17 protein-coding genes are annotated in these 19,459 nt (G+C 67.2%); 13 read left to right on the top strand and 4 right to left on the bottom strand.

All coding sequences use genetic code 11. The features are described 5' to 3' along the window. Nucleotides 1–250 precede the first annotated feature (250 nt). The 13 genes from pyrR to BS38_RS0101155 all read left to right on the top strand — a co-directional run bounded on the left by pyrR (nucleotide 251) and on the right by BS38_RS0101155 (nucleotide 15,442). On the top strand, nucleotides 251–835 hold the full coding sequence (gene pyrR / locus BS38_RS0101095; protein WP_028269121.1) for a bifunctional pyr operon transcriptional regulator/uracil phosphoribosyltransferase PyrR: 585 nt from the start codon (nucleotides 251–253) through the stop codon (nucleotides 833–835). Then, entirely contained in the window at nucleotides 832–1,881 is a 1,050-nt protein-coding gene (locus BS38_RS0101100) for an aspartate carbamoyltransferase catalytic subunit (RefSeq protein WP_028269122.1), read from the top strand. Before pyrR ends, BS38_RS0101100 begins: the two co-directional genes overlap by 4 nt. Further along, complete coding sequence (locus BS38_RS0101105; RefSeq protein WP_028269123.1) at nucleotides 1,881–3,263, top strand: dihydroorotase; 1,383 nt, start codon at nucleotides 1,881–1,883, stop codon at nucleotides 3,261–3,263. Before BS38_RS0101100 ends, BS38_RS0101105 begins: the two co-directional genes overlap by 1 nt. After that, a complete protein-coding gene (locus tag BS38_RS0101110; protein ID WP_028269124.1) occupies nucleotides 3,263–3,784 on the top strand; it encodes a PH-like domain-containing protein in 522 nt (173 codons plus the stop codon). Before BS38_RS0101105 ends, BS38_RS0101110 begins: the two co-directional genes overlap by 1 nt. Continuing rightward, nucleotides 3,765–5,051: a glutamine-hydrolyzing carbamoyl-phosphate synthase small subunit gene (carA, locus tag BS38_RS0101115; protein ID WP_028269125.1), complete on the top strand. Its 1,287-nt coding sequence runs from the start codon at nucleotides 3,765–3,767 to the stop codon at nucleotides 5,049–5,051. The genes BS38_RS0101110 and carA overlap by 20 nt, the downstream gene beginning before the upstream one ends. Then, on the top strand, nucleotides 5,051–8,350 hold the full coding sequence (carB, locus tag BS38_RS0101120) for a carbamoyl-phosphate synthase large subunit (RefSeq protein ID WP_028269126.1): 3,300 nt from the start codon (nucleotides 5,051–5,053) through the stop codon (nucleotides 8,348–8,350). The genes carA and carB overlap by 1 nt, the downstream gene beginning before the upstream one ends. Then, a complete protein-coding gene (gene pyrF, locus BS38_RS0101125; RefSeq protein ID WP_028269127.1) occupies nucleotides 8,343–9,209 on the top strand; it encodes an orotidine-5'-phosphate decarboxylase in 867 nt (288 codons plus the stop codon). Before carB ends, pyrF begins: the two co-directional genes overlap by 8 nt. A 107-nt stretch (nucleotides 9,210–9,316) precedes the next feature. Beyond that, nucleotides 9,317–9,667, top strand: a complete 351-nt coding sequence (gene mihF / locus BS38_RS0101130; protein WP_028269128.1) for an integration host factor, actinobacterial type — start codon at nucleotides 9,317–9,319, stop codon at nucleotides 9,665–9,667. Beyond that, nucleotides 9,664–10,236: a guanylate kinase gene (gene gmk / locus BS38_RS0101135; RefSeq protein WP_028269129.1), complete on the top strand. Its 573-nt coding sequence runs from the start codon at nucleotides 9,664–9,666 to the stop codon at nucleotides 10,234–10,236. Before mihF ends, gmk begins: the two co-directional genes overlap by 4 nt. Nucleotides 10,237–10,275: 39 nt before the next feature. Further along, the gene (gene rpoZ / locus BS38_RS0101140; RefSeq protein WP_011692102.1) at nucleotides 10,276–10,536 is read left to right on the top strand and encodes a DNA-directed RNA polymerase subunit omega; all 261 of its coding nucleotides are present in this window, start codon (nucleotides 10,276–10,278) and stop codon (nucleotides 10,534–10,536) included. Between the two features lie 40 nt (nucleotides 10,537–10,576). After that, entirely contained in the window at nucleotides 10,577–11,812 is a 1,236-nt protein-coding gene (gene coaBC / locus BS38_RS0101145; protein WP_028269130.1) for a bifunctional phosphopantothenoylcysteine decarboxylase/phosphopantothenate--cysteine ligase CoaBC, read from the top strand. Nucleotides 11,813–11,892: 80 nt separating this feature from the next. Then, entirely contained in the window at nucleotides 11,893–13,128 is a 1,236-nt protein-coding gene (metK, locus tag BS38_RS0101150; RefSeq protein WP_028269131.1) for a methionine adenosyltransferase, read from the top strand. Between the two features lie 160 nt (nucleotides 13,129–13,288). Continuing rightward, the gene (locus tag BS38_RS0101155) at nucleotides 13,289–15,442 is read left to right on the top strand and encodes a hypothetical protein (RefSeq protein WP_051628658.1); all 2,154 of its coding nucleotides are present in this window, start codon (nucleotides 13,289–13,291) and stop codon (nucleotides 15,440–15,442) included. An 82-nt stretch (nucleotides 15,443–15,524) separates the two neighbouring features. Here the strand turns inward: BS38_RS0101155 and BS38_RS0101160 are convergent, their stop codons facing one another. The 4 genes from BS38_RS0101160 to BS38_RS0101175 all read right to left on the bottom strand — a co-directional run bounded on the left by BS38_RS0101160 (nucleotide 15,525) and on the right by BS38_RS0101175 (nucleotide 19,446). Then, nucleotides 15,525–16,601, bottom strand: a complete 1,077-nt coding sequence (locus BS38_RS0101160) for a glycosyltransferase family 4 protein (protein WP_028269133.1) — start codon at nucleotides 16,599–16,601, stop codon at nucleotides 15,525–15,527. After that, on the bottom strand, nucleotides 16,598–17,527 hold the full coding sequence (locus BS38_RS0101165; protein ID WP_028269134.1) for an alpha/beta fold hydrolase: 930 nt from the start codon (nucleotides 17,525–17,527) through the stop codon (nucleotides 16,598–16,600). Before BS38_RS0101165 ends, BS38_RS0101160 begins: the two co-directional genes overlap by 4 nt. Nucleotides 17,528–17,538: 11 nt before the next feature. Beyond that, entirely contained in the window at nucleotides 17,539–18,414 is an 876-nt protein-coding gene (locus BS38_RS0101170; RefSeq protein WP_028269135.1) for an aldo/keto reductase, read from the bottom strand. 69 nt (nucleotides 18,415–18,483) lie between these two features. Beyond that, on the bottom strand, nucleotides 18,484–19,446 hold the full coding sequence (locus BS38_RS0101175) for a sugar-binding transcriptional regulator (RefSeq protein WP_028269136.1): 963 nt from the start codon (nucleotides 19,444–19,446) through the stop codon (nucleotides 18,484–18,486). Between the last annotated feature and the right edge of the window lie 13 nt (nucleotides 19,447–19,459).

Consider the following 19,459-nt stretch of genomic DNA (forward strand, 5'->3'; position numbering starts at 1 on the left):
GAGCCTATGTCCCGCCAACCGCCGCATCCAAGGCAGGCTTTGGTGCGGCGGCGGCGGACTGGAGGCAACCATAGGCAACACCGTGCCGGCGACCAGCCCGGGGCAGCCTCACGGCCCGGCGGATGTGATGTTAAACGCTCTCCGCGCGCCCGGCGGGCAGCCGGGCCGGGATGGCGCGTGTGGTAATTTTGAAGGGCAAATGTTCCTTTTTTAATTCCGTCCCGTGAGGCGGGGAAAGGGGAGACGAGCGTTGACATCAGTCACAGAAGCACCGGTTCCGGCCAGGGTTGTACTCAACTCTGCGGACATTGACCGTGCACTCACTCGTATCGCCCATGAGATCCTCGAGGCCAACAAGGGTTCCCAGGATCTGGTGCTGCTGGGCATTCCGCGCCGCGGCTATCCGCTGGCCGTGCGCCTGGCCAAGAAAATCGCCGCCGCCGATCCCACCGTGGATGCCGCCGCCATCGTGGGCCAGCTGGACGTCACCATGTTCCGGGACGACCTCTCCCACCAGCCCACGCGGCCGCCCTATCCCACGCAACTGCCCCGAACCGGCATCGACAACAAGGTCGTCGTGCTGATCGATGACGTCCTCTACTCCGGCCGGACCATCCGCGCGGCACTGGATGCCATCGTCGACCTGGGCCGCCCGCGCATCGTCCGGCTCGCGGTCATGATCGACCGCGGACACCGTGAACTTCCGATCCGGGCCGACCACGTCGGAAAGAACCTCCCCACGTCCTCCTCCGAAAAAGTCCGGGTCCGGCTTGAAGAGACCGATTCCGTTGACGGCACACCGGTCAACGAAGTGGTCATCGAGGCAGGCGCATGAAGCACCTGCTTTCCACCGAAGACCTCAGCCTGGCCAACGCCATCCGCATCCTCGACACGGCCGAGGAGATGGCCGCGGTGGGGGAACGCGAGGTCAAGAAGCTCCCGGCCCTGCGGGGCCGCACCGTGGTGAACCTGTTCTTCGAGGACTCCACCCGCACGCGCATCTCCTTCGAGGCCGCCGCGAAGCGGCTGTCGGCGGACGTCATCAACTTTGCCGCCAAGGGATCCTCCGTCTCCAAGGGCGAATCCCTCAAAGACACGGCGCAGACGCTGGCCGCCATGGGGGCAGACGCCGTCGTCATCCGCCACTGGGCCTCCGGTGCGCCGCACCGGCTGGCCGCCACGGACTGGATCGACGCCGCCGTCATCAACGCCGGTGACGGCACCCACGAACACCCCACCCAGGCGCTGCTGGATGCCTTCACCATGCGGCGGCACTGGGCACAGCTCCACGGGACGCCGTCCGCGGGGGCTGACCTGAAGGGCATGCGGGTGGCCATCGCCGGTGACGTCCTGCACTCCCGGGTGGCCCGGTCGAACGTCTGGCTGCTCCGCACGCTCGGCGCGGAGGTCACGCTGGTGGCGCCGCCCACGCTGCTGCCCATCGGCGTCGGGCAGTGGCCCTGCAGCGTCAGCTACGACATGGACGAAACCCTGGCGAAGGGCGTGGACGCCGTGATGATGCTGCGCGTCCAGGGCGAACGGATGAACGCCTCGTTCTTCCCCACAACGCGTGAATACTCCCGCCGCTGGGGCTTCGACGACAACCGCCTCCGGGCCCTGGACACCCTGGGACTGAAGGACACCATCATCATGCACCCCGGCCCCATGAACCGGGGCCTTGAAATATCGTCCGCCGCCGCGGACTCTCCCCGTTCCACCGTGCTGGCACAGGTCCGCAACGGCGTATCCGTCCGGATGGCCGCCCTGTACCTGCTGCTGTCCGGGGACACCCGGGAACCGGCAGCCACCGCCTCTTCCGGCACAGCCTCTTCCAGCACCGCATATTCCAACGCCGCCCATTCCACCAAGGAGAGCCACTGATGGCACACGAACAACAGGATGCAGCCCGCACCGGGTCATACCTCATCCGCGGCGCGGCGATTCTCGGCGGCGCAGCCCAGGACCTCCTGATCCGCGACGGCATCATCACCGGACGCGGCACCGACCTGGCCGGCAGCGACGCGGCTGACGGCGCCACCGTCATCGAAGCCGCCGGCCTGGTGGCCCTGCCCGGCATGGTGGACATCCACACGCACCTCCGCGAACCCGGACGGGAAGACGCCGAAACGGTGGAGACCGGCACCCGCGCCGCCGCCCTCGGCGGCTACACGGCCGTGCACGCCATGGCCAACAGCAACCCCGTCGCGGACACCGCAGGCGTGGTGGAACAGGTGCACACCCTGGGACGCGCCGCCGGCTGGGTGGACGTCCGTCCCGTGGGCGCGGTCACCGTCGGCCTCGCCGGCGAACAGCTGGCCGAGCTCGGCGCCATGGCCGATTCCCGCGCCAAGGTGCGGGTGTTCTCCGATGACGGCATCTGCGTCCACGACCCCGTGCTGATGCGCCGGGCCCTCGAATACGTCAAGGCGTTCGACGGCGTGGTGGCCCAGCACGCCCAGGAACCCCGGCTCACCGCCGGCGCCCAGATGAACGAAGGCGACGTCTCGGCAGTCCTCGGACTGACGGGCTGGCCCGCTGTGGCCGAGGAAAGCATCATCGCCCGTGACGTCCTGCTGGCCCAGCACGTCGGGTCCAGGCTGCACGTCTGCCACGTCTCCACGGCAGGTTCGGTCGAGATCATCCGCTGGGCCAAGGGCCGCGGCATCAACGTCACCGCCGAAGTGACCCCGCACCACCTCCTCCTGACCGACGAACTTGTCCGCAGCTACGATCCCGTCTACAAGGTGAACCCGCCGCTGCGCACGGACTCCGACGTCCAGGCGCTCCGCGCGGCCCTGGCAGACGGCACCATCGACGTCGTCGGCACGGACCACGCCCCGCACCCGAGCGAACACAAGGAATGCGAATGGGCGCAGGCGGCCATGGGCATGACCGGCCTGGAAACCGCACTGTCCGTGGTGCAGGCGACCATGATCGAGACCGGCCTCATGGGCTGGGAGGACTTCGCCCGGGTCACCTCCACCGCTCCCGCCGTCATCGGACGGGTGGCCGACCAGGGACGTCCGCTGGAGGTGGGCGAACCCGCGAACGTCACACTGGTGGACCCGGCTGCGCGCTGGACCGTGGACCCTTCTAAGATGGCAACCATGGGCCGTAACTCTCCGTTCGCCGGAAGGGAACTCCCGGGCAAGGTTGTGGCGACGTTCTTCAAGGGTCATCCCACCGTCCTGAACGGCGAGCTCAATACCCCGTACCGTCACGGATCCCACCCGGAAACAACCGGTCCGGCGGGCGCCAACTGATGGACAACAAAGCCCTCACCCTGGTCATCACGCTGCCGCTCATCGCGCTCGTGCTGGCCATGATCGGCGCCGGCTGGCGGAGCCGCCTGCGGCGCCAGTCCGACGTCGAACAGTTGCCCGCGGTGCCGGCGGAACTGAGCCTGCCGCTTGCCGCGGCCGACGGCCAGTACGTCGCCACCACCACGGCGGGGGACTGGCTGGACCGCATTGCCGTTCAAGGCCTGGGAATCCGCACCAACGCCGAACTGACCGTCCACCCCGAAGGCGTGCTGTTCGAGCGGTCAGGTGCCGGACCGGTCTTCATCCCGGCCGGCAGGCTCACCGGAGTCCGGCAGGACAGCGGCATGGCCGGCAAGTTCGTCGAGAAAGACGGACTCCTGGTGCTCAGCTGGACACTGGGCGGCCGTGAACTGGACACCGGATTCCGGACCCGGCGCGCCGCCGACAAACCGGCCATCCTCGACGCCTTTCAAGAATTGATCTCCGCAGCCCCTCAGGCAGATGCCGATAGTGGAAAGTAACAACGTGACAGAAACCCAAGTAACAGCAAACGCAGATACTGCACCTGAACAGGGAACGTCGGCGCCCGCCGTGCTGGTGCTCGAGGACGGCCGCTTCTTCCGCGGCAGCAGCTACGGCGCCACCGGCACCGCCCTGGGCGAGGCGGTCTTCGCCACCGGCATGACCGGCTACCAGGAGACCATCACCGATCCCTCCTACGCCCGCCAGCTGGTGGTCCAGACGGCACCGCACATCGGCAACACCGGCGTCAACGCCGACGACGCCGAGTCCCGCCGCATCTGGGTGGCCGGCTACATTGTCCGCGACGCTGCGCGCCGGCCCTCCAACTGGCGCTCCGAGCGGTCCCTCGACGACGAACTCGTGGAACAGGGCATTGTGGGCATTCAGGGCGTCGACACCCGGGCCATCACCCGGCACCTGCGCGAACACAAGACCATGCGCGCCGGGATCTTCTCCGGCGACGCGGCCCGGGCCACGGACAAGGAACTGCTCGACGCCGTACTGGCCAGCGCGCCGATGGAAGGCGCCCGCCTCGCCGAGGAAGTCAGTGTTGACGAGGCCTACATCGTGGAACCGAAGGACTGGGGCTGGGACGGCGAGCCGCGCTTCAGCATCGCCGCAATCGACCTCGGCATCAAGCGCATGACCCCCATCCGCTTCGCCGAGCGCGGCGTCCGCGTCCACGTCCTGCCGGCGACGGCCACCCTGGCCGACGTGAAAGCGGTCAACCCGGACGGATTCTTCATGTCCAACGGTCCGGGCGACCCCGCCACGGCCGACAACCAGGTCAAGCTGCTCCGCTCGGTGCTGGACGAGAAACTTCCGTACTTCGGCATCTGCTTCGGCAACCAGATCCTGGGCCGGGCCCTCGGCTTCGGCACGTACAAGCTCCGCTACGGCCACCGCGGCATCAACCAGCCCGTGATGGACCGCCGCACCGGCAAGGTGGAGATCACCTCGCAGAACCACGGCTTTGCCGTGGACGCCCCGCTCGACGGCGCCACCCAGGCCCCCGAGGAACGGTTCGGCCGCGTCGAGGTCAGCCATGTGAGCCTCAACGACGACGTCGTGGAAGGCCTTTCCTGCCTGGACATCCCCGCCTTCTCGGTGCAGTACCACCCCGAGGCCGCCGCCGGGCCGCACGATGCCGCCTACCTTTTTGACCGCTTCATCGAGCTGATGGCGGACACCAAGAAGGCTGCCGCCCCCTCCGCTGGCGCCGACTCCAAAACTTCCACCGAATCCAAGACTGAGGACAAGAAGTAATGCCCAAGAGAACTGACCTTAAGAGCGTCCTGGTCATCGGTTCCGGTCCGATCGTGATCGGCCAGGCCGCCGAGTTCGACTATTCCGGCACCCAGGCTCTCCGCGTCCTCAAGGAGGAAGGCCTGCGCGTTATCCTGGTCAACTCCAACCCGGCCACCATCATGACGGACCCCGAGTTCGCCGATGCCACCTACGTGGAGCCCATCACCCCCGAGGTGGTGGAAAAGATCATCGCCAAGGAACGGCCGGATGCGGTCCTGCCCACCCTGGGCGGCCAGACGGCCCTCAACACCGCCATCGCGCTGGACAAGAACGGCGTGCTCGAAAAGTACAACGTGGAACTGATCGGCGCGAACATCGCCGCGATCGAACTCGGCGAAGACCGCGAAAAGTTCAAGGGCGTTGTGGAACGCTGCGGTGCGGAGTCAGCCCGCAGCCACATCATCCACACCATCGACGAGGCCCTGAAGGCCGCTGAAGACCTCGGCTACCCGATGGTCGTCCGGCCCTCCTTCACCATGGGCGGCCTTGGCTCCGGCCTGGCCTACGACGAGGGCGACCTCCGCCGGATCGTCGGCCAGGGCCTGCAGTACAGCCCCACCAGCGAGGTGCTGCTCGAAGAGAGCATCCTCGGCTGGAAGGAATACGAGCTCGAGATGATGCGGGACAAGAACGACAACGTGGTGGTTGTCTGTTCCATCGAGAACTTCGACCCCGTGGGCGTGCACACCGGAGACTCCATCACGGTGGCTCCCGCCCTGACCCTCACGGACCGCGAATACCAGCGCCTGCGCGACATCTCCATCGCGGTCATCCGTGAAGTGGGCGTGGACACCGGCGGCTGCAACATCCAGTTCGCCGTCGAACCGGACACCGGACGCGTCGTCGTCATCGAAATGAACCCGCGCGTCTCCCGGTCCTCGGCGCTGGCCTCGAAGGCCACGGGGTTTGCGATTGCCAAGATCGCCACCAAACTGTCCCTGGGCTACACCCTGGATGAGATCCCGAACGACATCACGCAGAAGACCCCGGCGTCGTTCGAACCGACGCTCGACTACGTCGTGGTCAAGGTTCCGCGGTTCGCGTTTGAGAAGTTCCCGGCAGCGGACCCGACCCTCACCACCACCATGAAGTCGGTGGGCGAGGCCATGGCCATGGGCCGCAACTTCACCGAGGCACTGCAGAAGGCGCTCCGCTCCCTCGAGCAGAAGGGCTCGCAGCTGGACTTCAGCCACGTTCCCGAATGGGAAGTCCCGGAGCTGATCGAAAAGTCCAAGCGGCCCACCACCGAACGCCTGCACCAGGTGCAGCGCGCCCTGCTGGGCGGCGCCACGGTGGAGCAACTCTTCGAAGCCACCAAGATCGACCCGTGGTACCTGGACCAGCTCCAGCTGCTGAACGAGATCTCGCAGGAAATCCGCAAGTCCACCGCCCTGACCCAGGAGATGCTGCAGCGCGCCAAGCGCCACGGCTTCTCCGACGAGCAGATCGGCGCCCTCACCAACAACCAGGAGGCCGTGGTCCGCGGCGTCCGCCAGGCGCTGGGCATCCGCCCGGTCTACAAGACCGTGGACACCTGCGCCGCCGAGTTCGCCGCCTACACCCCGTACCACTACTCGTCCTACGACGAGGAGGACGAGGTGGCGCTGCACTCCAAGCCGTCCATCATCATCCTGGGTTCGGGCCCCAACCGCATCGGCCAGGGCATCGAGTTCGACTACTCCTGCGTGCATGCCTCCATGGCGCTCCGCAAAGCCGGCTACGAGACCGTCATGGTCAACTGCAACCCGGAAACCGTCTCCACCGACTACGACGTCTCCACGCGCCTTTACTTCGAACCGCTGACCCTCGAGGACGTCCTTGAAGTCATCGCGGCGGAGGAGCGCACCGGCGGCGTCATGGGCGTGTTCGTCCAGCTCGGCGGCCAGACCCCGCTCAAGCTCGCCCAGCAGCTGGCCGACGCCGGCGTGCCGATCCTCGGCACGTCACCGGAAGCGATCGACCTCGCCGAACACCGCGGCGCATTCTCCCGCGTGCTGGACGAGGCCGGGCTCATCTCGCCCAAGAACGGCACCGCAGTGTCCTTCGAGGACGCCAAAAAGATCGCCGACGAAATCGGCTACCCGGTCCTGGTCCGCCCGTCCTACGTGCTGGGCGGACGCGGCATGGAGATCGTCTACGACGAGCCCAACCTCTCCCGCTACATCGCCAACGCCACCGAGATCACCACCGAACACCCGGTGCTGATCGACCGGTTCCTGGAAGACGCCGTCGAAATCGACGTCGACGCCCTCTACGACGGAACCGAAATGTACCTCGGCGGCATCATGGAGCACATCGAAGAGGCCGGCATCCACTCCGGCGACTCCGCCTGTGTGCTGCCTCCGATCACGCTCGGCAACAACGTGATCGAGCGCGTACGCACCGCCACCCTGGCCATCGCCGAGGGCGTGGGCGTCCGCGGCCTCATCAACATCCAGTTCGCCCTGGCCTCCGACGTCCTGTACGTCCTCGAAGCCAACCCGCGGGCCTCCCGCACGGTGCCCTTCGTCTCCAAGGCCACGGGCGTGCAGATGGCCAAGGCTGCCGCGCTGATCGGCACCGGCGTGACCATCAACCAGCTCCGCAGTGCCTACAAGATGCTGCCGGAAACCGGTGACGGCTCCACCCTGCCGTTCGACGCACCCGTCTCGGTCAAGGAAGCCGTGCTGCCCTTCAGCCGCTTCCGTACCCCGGAGGGCAAGGTTGTGGACTCCCTCCTCGGCCCGGAAATGCGCTCCACCGGCGAAGTCATGGGCATCGACAAGCACTTCGACACGGCTTTCGCCAAGAGCCAGGCAGCCGCCAACAACGCGCTGCCCACCGAAGGAAAGATCTTCGTCTCCGTGGCCAACCGGGACAAGCGCTCGGTGATCATGGGCGTCAAGCGCCTCTCCGACCTCGGCTTCGAGATCGTCTCCACCGGCGGCACCGCCGACGTCCTGCGCCGCAACGGCATCCAGGCCACCCCGGTCCGCAAGGTCGCCGAAGGAAGCAGCGCCGAAGGGGAAGGCACCATCGCCGACCTCATCATCGCCGGCGAGATCGACATGGTCTTCAACACGCCGTCCGGCGGAGAAGCCCGCATCGACGGCTACGAACTGCGCGCGGCGGCAACGTCCATCGGCATTCCGTGCATCACCACGGTGGCCGAGTTCAACGCGGCCGTCCAGGCGATCGAAGCATTGCGCACCTACGAATGGTCGGTGACCAGCCTGCAGGAGCACGCTGAGAACCTGAAGGCCCTGCAGAATGGCTGAGCAAGCGGCAGCAATGACGGCCGGCCGGGAGTCCTTCGGCTCCCGGCTCGGCCGGGCCATGGCGGACCGCGGTCCGCTGTGCGTGGGGATCGATCCGCACCCGGCGCTGCTGAAGGCCTGGGGACTGAACGACGACGCCGCCGGCCTGGAGCGCTTCTCGCTCACGGTCGTGGAGGCAGTGGGTTCGCTCGCTGCCGCCGTGAAGCCGCAGGTGGCCCTCTACGAACGCCACGGCTCGGCCGGCATGGCCGTGCTGGAACGCACCCTCGCAGCGTCTGCCGATGCGGGCGTGCTGACCATCGCCGACGCCAAGCGCGGGGACATCGGCTCCACCATGGCAGCCTACGCCGACGCCTGGCTCCGGGACGGCTCTTCGCTGGCCGCGGATTCGGTGACCCTGAGCCCCTACCTGGGCTTCGAGTCGCTGCGCCCGGCCCTGGACCTTGCGGCCGAATACGGCCGCGGCGTCTTTGTCCTGGCCCTGACGTCCAACCCGGAAGGCGCCTCCGTCCAGCACGTCGGCGGCGCGGATTCCGTGGCCCGCCGGATCACCGAGGCGGCGGCTGCTGAAAATCTCCGCTACACGGGCGCGCTGGGCTCTGTGGGCCTGGTGGTTGGCGCCACCGTGGGTGGAGCGCTGGCGGACCTGCAACTGGACCTGGCGGCGGTACGCGGAATCATCCTCGCGCCGGGGCTCGGAGCCCAAGGCGCCACGGCCGCGGATCTGCGGGCAACGTTCGGTGCCGCCTATTCGCAGGTCCTGGGCACCTCAAGCCGGGACATCCTCTCCGGAGGGCCCTCCGTTGGCGGACTCCGGGAGACCGCCCTGCGCACCTTGGAGCCCCTGCTGACCAGCTGATCCATCGATTTTCGCGTCCATTGATTTCTGCGCCAGGCAAAGGGTAGGTTCAGAGGACTCCCGGGACCTTTGCCTTGGATCCGACCGACGATATCGGGGTGACTTGAGTGAGCCTGCGGCCCCTGACAGACCAGGAACGCGCGGAAGCGCTGGGTAAGGCGGCGGCCGCCCGTGCGGCCCGGGCGGACGCCAAGGAACAGCTAAAGCTTGGAACGCTCACGGTGGCTGAACTCCTCGCCTCCGGGGACGGTGATTCCGCCATCGCGCGGATGAAGGTTTCCGAGATGCTGGAGGCGTTCCCCGGTGTGGGCCGTGTCACGGCCGCTGCCATCATGGACGAGCTGGGCATTGCCGTATCCCGCAGGCTGCGGGGGCTCGGCGTTCACCAGCGCCGGGCGCTGGTAGATTTTATGAACGAGAATCACGTCCATCCGAACAACGCCCAAAGGAATATGTGAGCAAGAAACCGGGACTGACAGTCCTCGCCGGCCCGACGGCTGTTGGTAAAGGCACCGTGTCCACCTACATCCGGGACAACTATCCCGAAGTCTGGCTTTCCGTCTCGGCCACCACCCGGGCTCCGCGCCCGGGGGAGCAGGACGGCGTTCACTACTTCTTCAAGTCGGCCGAGGAATTCGACGCCCTGGTGGCCGACGGCGAACTGCTCGAATGGGCCGTGGTCCACGGCCGCAACCGGTACGGCACGCTGCGCAGCACCGTGGACGCGGCCATCGCCGATGGCCGTTCGGTGCTGCTGGAGATTGACCTGCAGGGCGCGCGCCAGGTCAAGCAGGCCGTCCCGGAAGCCCAATTCGTGTTCCTCGCCCCGCCTACCTGGGAGGAAATGGTCCGCCGCCTGGTGGGCCGCGGCACGGAATCAGCCGAGGAACAGCAGCAGAGACTGGAAACCGCTAAACTAGAACTTGCCGCTGAGCCGGAGTTCGATCACACCGTCATCAATGATGACGTTCGACGCGCAGCGGACGAGCTTGTTTCACTCATGGGGCTGACCCCGCACCCGCACTAGCCGCAGGGTCGGATCGGCCCGTTAGAATTTGGAGAATTCGTGTCCACGAACCTTGAAGGCATCATCAACCCGCCGATCGACGAGCTGCTGAAGGCAGCTGATTCCAAGTACGGCCTGGTGATCTTCGGTGCCAAGCGTGCACGTCAGATCAACGCATACTACGCCCAGCTGCACGAGGGCCTGTTCGAATACGTTGGCCCGCTGGTCGACACCAAGCTGAACGAGAAGTCGCTGTCCATCGCCCTGCGCGAAATCAACGAAGGCAAGCTCGTTTCCACGCCGATCGAACCCGCAGAGTAGATCTCCTTACACAAAAAGACTGCCTGTTGACGGAGGTCACGTGCGCATAGTCCTCGGAGTCGGGGGAGGGATTGCCGCCTACAAGGTGGCATCGCTCCTCCGGCTTTTTACTGAAGCCGGACACAACGTCACGGTGATCCCCACGGAGGCGGCCAACCGCTTTGTTGGCGTGGCCACCTGGGAAGCCCTGTCCGGGAACCCGGTCAGCAACAGCGTCTTCGACGACGTTCCGTCGGTCAACCATGTACGCCTGGGTCATGAGGCGGACCTCATCGTGGTGGCCCCGGCCACGGCGGACCTCCTGGCGCGTGCCGCCGGCGGCCATGCCAACGACCTCCTCACCAACACTCTCCTGATGGCCAGCGGCCCGGTGCTGATGGCCCCTGCCATGCACACCGAAATGTGGCTGCACGCTGCCACCCAGGCCAATGTGGAAACGCTGCGCAGCCGGGGCGTAACGGTCCTTGAACCCGCCAGCGGCCGGCTCACCGGCTCCGACTCAGGCCCCGGCCGGCTGCCGGAGCCCGAGGCCATCTTTGCCGCCGCGCTGGCCCTGATGCAGGGCAACGCCGTTCCCGGGCAGCTGCCGCTTGCCGGGCGCACCGTCACCATCAGCGCGGGCGGCACACGGGAACCGCTGGACCCGGTACGGTTCCTCGGCAACCGCTCGTCCGGAAAACAGGGAGTGGCACTTGCCGTGGCAGCCCGCGACGCGGGCGCGAGCGTCCGGCTGCTGGCCGCCCACATGGACGTACCGGCTCCTGCCGGCGTCGAAGTGGTCCGGGTCGAAACTGCGCTGCAGCTCCGGGAAGCGGCGCTGCGCGCGGCAGCCGATTCCGACGTCGTCATCATGGCTGCCGCCGTGGCGGACTTCCGGCCCGCCGAGGTGTCGGACACCAAGATCAAGAAGCGGGATGACACCGCCGATCCAGTGATCAACCTGCTCCGCAACCCGGACATCCTGCACGAACTCGTGGAGGTCCGCGCGGCGGGCAGGCCCGGTCAGCTGATTGTGGGTTTTGCCGCGGAAACCGGCGACGCCGAGGGGGACGTGCTGGACCACGCCGAGGCCAAACTCCGAAAGAAGGGTTGCGACCTGCTGGTGGTCAACCACGTGGGCGAGGGCCTGGTGTTCGGCCAGGACAACAACTCCGTGGTCATCCTTTCCCGCACCGGCTCCGAACCACAATCGGCATCCGGCTCGAAGGACGAAGTTGCGGCGGCCGTCATTGACCGCATCAGCTCCGAGTTGAGCCGCGTATTCCCACGAGCTTGAAAGGCCGGCGTGTGCAAGGCCTCCTTAGCAGGGGGACACATGCCGAGGCCTGACCGATTCCCAACCAGTAAGGTAGTTGAGTGACTTTACCGCTGCACATTCCCGCATCCCATGGCGCGACGCCGCCATCCCTTCGTCTCTTCACGTCGGAGTCCGTGACTGAAGGCCATCCGGACAAGATTTGCGACCAGATCAGCGATGCGATCCTGGATGCCCTGCTGGCGAAGGACCCCGAGTCCCGCGTGGCAGTGGAGACGCTGGCCACCACCGGACTGGTGCACGTAGCGGGCGAAGTCACCACAGACGCCTACGTGGAGATCCCGCAGATCGTGCGGGAGACCATCCTGGGGATCGGCTACGACTCCTCGGCCAACGGGTTTGACGGTGCACGCTGCGGCGTCTCCGTCTCCATCGGCCAGCAGTCCAACGACATTGCCGGCGGCGTGTTCAACTCCCTGGAAGCCCGCGAAGGCCGCCAGGAAGACGACTACGACCTCCAAGGCGCCGGCGACCAGGGCCTCATGTTCGGCTACGCCAGCGACGAGACGCCGTCCTACATGCCCGTGCCGATCTGGATTGCGCACCGCCTCTCAGAGCGCCTCACCGAAGTGCGCAAGAACGGCGAGCTTCCCTACCTCCGCCCGGACGGCAAGACCCAGGCCACGATCGGCTACGACCGCGACCGGCCGGTCTCCGTCGAAACCATCGTGATCTCCAGCCAGCACGCGGAGGGCGCCAGCCTCGAGCAGCTGCGCGCCGACCTTGCCACGCATGTGATTGACCCGGTGCTGGCGGCAGCCAACCTGGACATCTCGCGTACCCGCAACATCCTCAACCCCGCCGGAGCGTTCGTGATCGGCGGCCCCGTGGGCGACGCCGGCCTGACCGGCCGCAAGATCATCGTGGACACCTACGGCGGCATGGCGCGCCACGGCGGCGGTGCCTTCTCCGGCAAGGATCCGTCCAAGGTTGACCGCTCCGCGGCCTACGCGATGCGCTGGGTGGCCAAGAACGTGGTCGCTGCCGGACTTGCCAAGCGGGCCGAGATCCAGATTGCCTACGCCATCGGCCAGGCACGGCCCGTGGGCACGTATGTCGAGACCTTCGGCACGGAAACGGTGGATCCCGAGCGCATCAGCGCGGCTATTTCGGAAATCTTCGACCTCCGTCCGCGTGCGATCATCGATGCGCTGGACCTCAAGCGGCCCATCTACGCAAAGACTGCTGCGCACGGACACTTCGGCCGCGACGATCCCGACTTCACCTGGGAACGCCTTGACCGCGTGGATGACCTCAAGGCTTTCTTCAACGCCTGAGGGCCGCCACCGGAGTCAATGTCGGTGCCGTGTGTTTGGCTGTAGCAGGGCCCCCGTTCGGGCGGCCCTGCTACTGTGCTTTCCGGCTGGTGGAGCATTGCTCCACCGCGCCGGACCCATGACCACCACAACTGGCAGATGCTGAACGGAGACTGGTCCCATCGCTTCCTTTCCCGGTGAGGCAGCCGCCGCCGAAGAACCCCTCCAGCTGTCGCTCCTCCAGGGGTTCCCGGCCGCCCGGACGCAGTCTTCCGGCGGTCCTCCGCTCGCGGCGTCGCTGCCCGTAGCCAGAGTGCTCATCGAATCCTCACTGCCGCATCTGGACCGGCCCTTCGACTACAGCGTGCCGGCCTCGGTCGACGACGCCGCGCAGCCGGGTGTGCGGGTCAAGGTCAAATTCAACGGCCAGGAGCTCAGCGGCTACATCCTTGACAGGGTGGCTGATTCCGACGCCGGGCACGTGCTCGTACCGCTCCATAAAGTCGTGTCTGCCGTGCAGGTCCTCACGCCGGAAATGGCCGCGCTGGCCGGCACTGTGGCAGCCCGCTACGCCGGAACCGTCAGCGACGTCCTGCGCGTGGCCATCCCGCCGCGGGTTGCCAAGCTTGAGAAGGAGCTGGCCACCGAGGGAAAGCTCTCCGCAAGCCCTCAAATGACGGAAGCCGCTGCGGACGCGGAGCCGGAGGCGTCCCGCATTCCACACCCACCCGGGAACTGGTCCCGCTACGTCAACGGGACGGCCTTCCTCCGGCACCTCGCTGCGGGCGAGTCGCCGCGCGCGGTGCTAAGCGCGCTCCAGGGTTTCGGCCCTGCCGGCTGGCCCGAGCTCATTGCCGAAGCCGTGGCGGCCGTCCGTGCCGCGGGCCGTGGCGCGGTGGTGGTGGTTCCGGACCAACGCGACCTGGACCGCGTCGAGGCCGCCCTGGCGCGGCTGCTTCCCCGGGAAGACATCGCCCGGCTCACTGCCGACGACGGGCCGACGCCCCGCTACCGCAGCTACCTGCGGGTGTTGACCGGGAACGCGGGCGTCGCGGTCGGCACCCGCTCTGCGGCCTATGCCCCCGTGCACAACCTTGGCCTGGTGGTGTGCTGGGACGACGGCGACGACCTCCACATCGAGCAGCGGTCGCCCTACGCCCACACCAGGGAGGTCCTGCTCCTGCGCGCGGAGCAGGAGGGCGCAGCGTGCCTGCTGGCGGCGCACACCCGCAGCACCGAACTGCAGCGCCTGGTGGACGCAGGCTGGGCCCGGACCGTGGAAGCCGCCCGCCCGGAGGTCCGGAGGACTGTACCGCGTGTCCTGAACACCGCGGACAGCTTTGAACAGGAACGCGACCCCCTCGCCCGGATCGCCAGGCTGCCGGGGGCGGCCTGGCGCGCCGCCAAGGAAGGCCTGGAACGCGGCCCCGTCCTGGTGCAGGTGGCCCGCGCCGGCTATGCGCCCTCGCTGGTCTGCGACTCCTGCCGGGAACCTGCCCGGTGCACGGCCTGCAGCGGGCCCCTGGCTATTGCCGGCGCCGCCGGATCGTCCGCCGTACCGCAGTGCCGCTGGTGTTCCGCGCCGGCGCCGGCCTGGCGCTGCAGCCACTGCACCAGCCCCAGGCTCCGCCGCTCCGCCACCGGTGTGCTGCGGACCGCGGAGGAGCTGGGCCGGGCGTTCCCGGGCAAACCCGTCATCACGTCGTCGGGCGACCACGTCAAAGCCACCGTCCCGGACACAAGAGCCCTCGTAGTGGCCACCGTGGGAGCGGAACCTGTGGCGGCTGGCGGCTATGCCGCCGCACTGCTGCTGGATGGGGACTCCTTGCTGCGCCGGGAAAACCTCCGCGCAGGGGAGGACGCCGTACGGCGCTGGTTCAACGCCGCGGCCCTCGTCAAGCCTGCCGCTGAGGGGGGCCTCGTGGTGATCACCGCGGACGACGCCGCCGGGGTGGGCGCGCTGCTTCGCTGGGACGCCAGCGGGTATGCGCAGCGCGAATTGTCATTGCGGCAGGAGCTCCAGCTGCCCCCGGCGGTGCGGGTTGCCTCGGTGACCGGCGGCCGGACCGCCGTCGGGCACTTCACCGAGGCCATTGAGCAGAGCCTGGCCCGGCAGGGCATTACCCTGCGCATGGCTGGTCCGGCGCCCGTGGTGCTGTCGAATGCACGGGCAGCCAGGCAGGAGGCCGGCGAGGACGTCCGGACGCTGCTGTTCATTCCCTATGCACAGGCGGCGGAAGCAACGCGTGCGATGCGGGCCGTCAAGGCCGCGGCGGCGGCACGACGCAGCGACGATCCCGTCCAGCTCCGGCTTGACGGCGTGGACGTGCTCTAGCTGATGTGCTCCAGCCGACGTGCCCTGGTTGTGTCCCGGCTGACGGCGAACTGCGGCTAAGGAGCTTCCGCCGGGGCCGGCCTCAGCGCCTGCTGATCCGGGCGGCCTCTTCGGCCAGGTCCACGAGTTGCCGGGCGGAGTGGTCCCAGCTGAATTCCGCAGCCCGTTCCACGGAACGGCGTGACAGCGCCTTCCACACCTCCGCCTGTTCCAGCCGCCGCACCGCTTCGGCGAACTCGGACGGGGAATCCGGGTGGACGTACGTCACGGCGTCCTGCCCCACTTCGCGGAAGATCGGGATGTCACTGGCGATGACGGGCGTGCCGTGGGACATGGCCTCCACGAGCGGCAGTCCGTAGCCTTCCGCGCGTGAGAGGCTGATCAGGGCAGTGGTCCGGGCCAGCAGGGCCTCGTACTCGGCATCCGTCACGCCGTTATGGAAGACGACTTCCGCTCCCGGCGGCACCAGGGCCTCGAGTTCCGCCCGGCGCTGCGGCGTGATGCGGCTGAGGAGATGGAGCGTCATGCCGGGCAGGTCGGCCATTCCCCGCACCATGGTGTCCACGTTTTTGTACGGCATGAACGAACCCATGTAGAGCAGGGTGGGGTCCGCGCCGGCACCGGGGTCGCGGGGCGTGTGGCCGTGCTGCGGAGCGTTGCCCACAATCCGGACCGGCCGCTTCGTCAGGCGGTATTTGGCAATCAGGGCTTCGGTGGTGCGGCTGATGGTGGCCACCACATCCGCCCGGTTCAGGAGCAGCCGCTGCGGCCAGAACGCCTTGTGGTAAAGGCGCCACAGCACTCGGACCGGGGCAGGCAGGAAGCCTGGCGGAGCGGGGTGCTCGTAGTAGATGAGGTCGTGAAGGGTCAGGACCAGGCCGTACTTCCGGCCCAACGTCCCCATCGTCTGCATCGGGCACACCACCACGTCGGCGCCAAGCTTGTTGACCTTGGCGGCCACGAAGAGCTCCGCGGGGGAGAGCGGGCTGTTGATCATCGTGTAGGGCACGTCCGGGAGCAGGGCCAGCTGCCGGGGATCGCTGACGAGCATCGAGACGTCGGCGATCTTGGCCGTGGCGGCGATCAGGCTGGCCCCGTACCTGCTGATTCCGTCGTGGTGGTCCAGGCGGGTGAAGCGGGCATCGATAATGATTTTCACGCGGGATGGTCCTTCAGGAAGCGTCTGATGTAGCCGGCGGCCGGTTCGGGTGTCTCATAGTGGATAAGGTGCCCCACACCCGGAATGACCTCGAGGGTGCCGTCCGGCAGGAGGGCCTTCAGCTTGTGCTGGTCCGGGAGCATCGCAATCTCGTCCTTTTCCCCGGCAACCAGCAGCACCGGAAGGGCCAGGTCCGCAGCAACTTCGGAGACGTTGCTGCCCACGGACGCCTTGAAGGACTCAAGCAGGCTGTCCCGGTTGGCAAAGGCCGAGAAGTACGCGCTGTGCTGGCCGTGGATAAAGCGACGGAGCTGCTTGTCCCTGGTCTTTGCCATGGCCACGCTCATGACCCTGACAATGAGCCTGCTGCGGAGCAGGTACAGGCCCAGGGCGCGGGGGAGCCTGGCAGAGGCCTCGTAGTAGAAGACTGCCAGTTTGGTCATGACGCCCTTGGGCCCCTCCAGTGCCGGCGCGGCAATGGGATTGATGAGGATGAGCGGGAACACGGCGCCGGGGTTGGCCGCCACGAAATGGCTGGCAATGATGGATCCGAAGGAGTGTCCCAGCAGCACCGTTTCCGGACCCAGGCCCATGGCGGTCATGAAGTCGCGGATGAACTGCCCGTACCGCGCGACGCTGTGCTCACCATCGGTGAACGCACCGGAGCTGCCGAAACCGGGCAGGTCGGGCATGATCAACCGCATGTCGGGGAGCTGGTCCGCAACCCGCAGCAGGCCGTGGTGGTCCCCGCGGAATCCGTGGATCACCAGGATCGTCCTGGTCTCAGCTGTGACGGTAACCGGCTCGTACACCCAGTAGTCCACAGTGCAGCCATCCAGGTCCACGCTGGCGGCCCGCGTCCTGTCGTCCAGTGCGCTGCTGAAAAGGTGCAGGGCCTGTGCCGGTCCTGTGTCCACTTGTTCCATGGTGTCGAATCCTAGTTGACGTTGTCCGGGTGGGAGCCTGTGCGCTGGTTGCGTTCCAGGGCGGCAAGGGCGGCCATGTCCGAGGCGTCCAGGGTAAAGCCGAAGACATCAAGGTTTTCCCGGATCCGGGTGTAGGAGCTGGCTTTAGGAATGACCACGTTGCCCAGCTGCACGTGCCACCGCAGGACGATCTGGGCCGCGGTCCGGCGGTGCGCCGCTGCCAGCTCCACAACCACTGGATCCTCGAGCACCTGCCCCCGGCCCAGCGGGCTCCAGGCCTCCGTGCGGATGCCAAGCCGGTCATGCAGGCCCCGGAGTTCGTCCTGCTGCAGCCAGGGATGAAGTTCCACCTGGTTCACGGCGGGGACCACTTCGGCCGTCTCGAGCAGGCGCTCCAGGTGGGCAGGCTGGAAGTTGGAAACTCCGATGGCCCGGATCCGCCCCTCGCGGTACAGGGTTTCCATGGCCCGGTAACTTTCGGTGAAGAGTCCGCGGCGGGCGCAAGGCCAATGGATGAGGTAGAGGTCGATGTATTCCAGGCCGAGGTTGGACATCGAGGTCTGGAAGGCCCGCATCGTTGCGTCGTAGCCGTGGTCGTCATTCCACACCTTCGTGGTGACGAAGAGGTCCTCCCGGGAGAGCGACGGCGCCGCCTCGCCGGAGCCGCCGCCGGCTCCGCTGCCGCCGAAGCCGGAGAGGGCGCCGATGGCCTTGCCCACCCCGGTTTCATTTCCGTACATGGACGCAGTGTCGAAGTGCCGGTAGCCGGCTTCGAGGGCCATGGTCACCAGGCCGGCAGCGTCCGCCGGGGGAACCTTGTAGAGCCCGAAGCCCAGCTGGTCGATCAGCACACCGTTGTTGAGGCTTAGCCGGGGCGAGGTTTTCATACCACTGACTCTACCGACTCCCCGCGGCAGGCTCCCCGGGACAGGCCGTGAAGCCTGCCGCTGCCGGCGTCACGACAACCCGTCGAAACTCACCAGGCGCCGCGCCATGGCTTCATCGAGGATCAGGTCGGTGGCGAGCCCGGCAGCGAGCGCGCCGCGCAGTCCGTTGATCTTCGAGGCTCCTGATACGACGCAGATCCGCCGCCGGACCTGCCGCAGCTGTGCCAGCGCCGGGCCGGTGGACCGTTCGTTGAGCGTGATGCCGTCGGAGGAACCGTCGCCGCGGAAGAACACGGTGGCAACGTCACCCACCACGTCCGAGCTGGCCAGAATGTTCAGGTCGTTCTCGTCGAGGTAGCCGCCGGCATAGACGTGGCTCGGGTAGTCGGCGTCCACTGATCCCACACCGAAAATGGCAATGCTCATGCGTGACTGCAAATCCAGGATGCGCTGGACGCTGCGCTCATTCCACATGGCGGTCTTCGTGGCGGCGTGGTCAAAAAACGCCGGAACGGGAAACTGTTCAACACGCGCCCCGTAGGCGCTGCCGAACCTGCGCATGATGTCGCTGGCGTAGGTAATGCCGGTGGTCTGCATGTTGCCCGCGCCGTTGAGCTGGACGATCACGCTGTCGTGGGTGATCTTGCGGGTCAGGTGGCGGCTGACCGCGCTGAGGGTGGATCCCCACGCGACGCCGATGATCGCGTTTGAGTCGACCAGCGGACCGATGGTCCGTGCAGCCTGCATGGCCACCCTGTCAAGTGTCTCCGCCTCATTCAGGGTGTCCACCACCGGAACGACGTGCACATCGACGCGGTATTGGGCGCGGATCATGTTCTCCAGTTCGGGTCCCGTGTCGAGCGGATTGCGGATCTGGATCTGCACCAGGCCGGTTTCCCGGGCAGTCGATAAAAGCCGGGAAACCGTGGATCTCGAGGTCCGGAGCTCCCTGGCTATGGCGTCCATCGTGAGGTCCTGGAGGTAATACAGTTGTGCAGCCCTGAGGGCTTCTGAGTGGCGTGAACGCGGCATTGGGCTTCCGTTC

The sequence above is a fragment of the Arthrobacter sp. UNC362MFTsu5.1 genome, assembly GCF_000685965.1.
Lineage (GTDB): Bacteria > Actinomycetota > Actinomycetes > Actinomycetales > Micrococcaceae > Arthrobacter.

Coding starts and splice junctions, on each gene's coding strand:
- BS38_RS0101100 (WP_028269122.1), top strand. CDS start 832: ATGAAGCACCTGCTTTCCACCGAAGACCTCAGCCTGGCCAACGCCATC.
- BS38_RS0101105 (WP_028269123.1), top strand. CDS start 1,881: ATGGCACACGAACAACAGGATGCAGCCCGCACCGGGTCATACCTCATC.
- BS38_RS0101110 (WP_028269124.1), top strand. CDS start 3,263: ATGGACAACAAAGCCCTCACCCTGGTCATCACGCTGCCGCTCATCGCG.
- carA (WP_028269125.1), top strand. CDS start 3,765: ATGCCGATAGTGGAAAGTAACAACGTGACAGAAACCCAAGTAACAGCA.
- carB (WP_028269126.1), top strand. CDS start 5,051: ATGCCCAAGAGAACTGACCTTAAGAGCGTCCTGGTCATCGGTTCCGGT.
- pyrF (WP_028269127.1), top strand. CDS start 8,343: ATGGCTGAGCAAGCGGCAGCAATGACGGCCGGCCGGGAGTCCTTCGGC.
- BS38_RS0101165 (WP_028269134.1), bottom strand. CDS start 17,527: ATGGAACAAGTGGACACAGGACCGGCACAGGCCCTGCACCTTTTCAGC.
- BS38_RS0101170 (WP_028269135.1), bottom strand. CDS start 18,414: ATGAAAACCTCGCCCCGGCTAAGCCTCAACAACGGTGTGCTGATCGAC.
- BS38_RS0101175 (WP_028269136.1), bottom strand. CDS start 19,446: ATGCCGCGTTCACGCCACTCAGAAGCCCTCAGGGCTGCACAACTGTAT.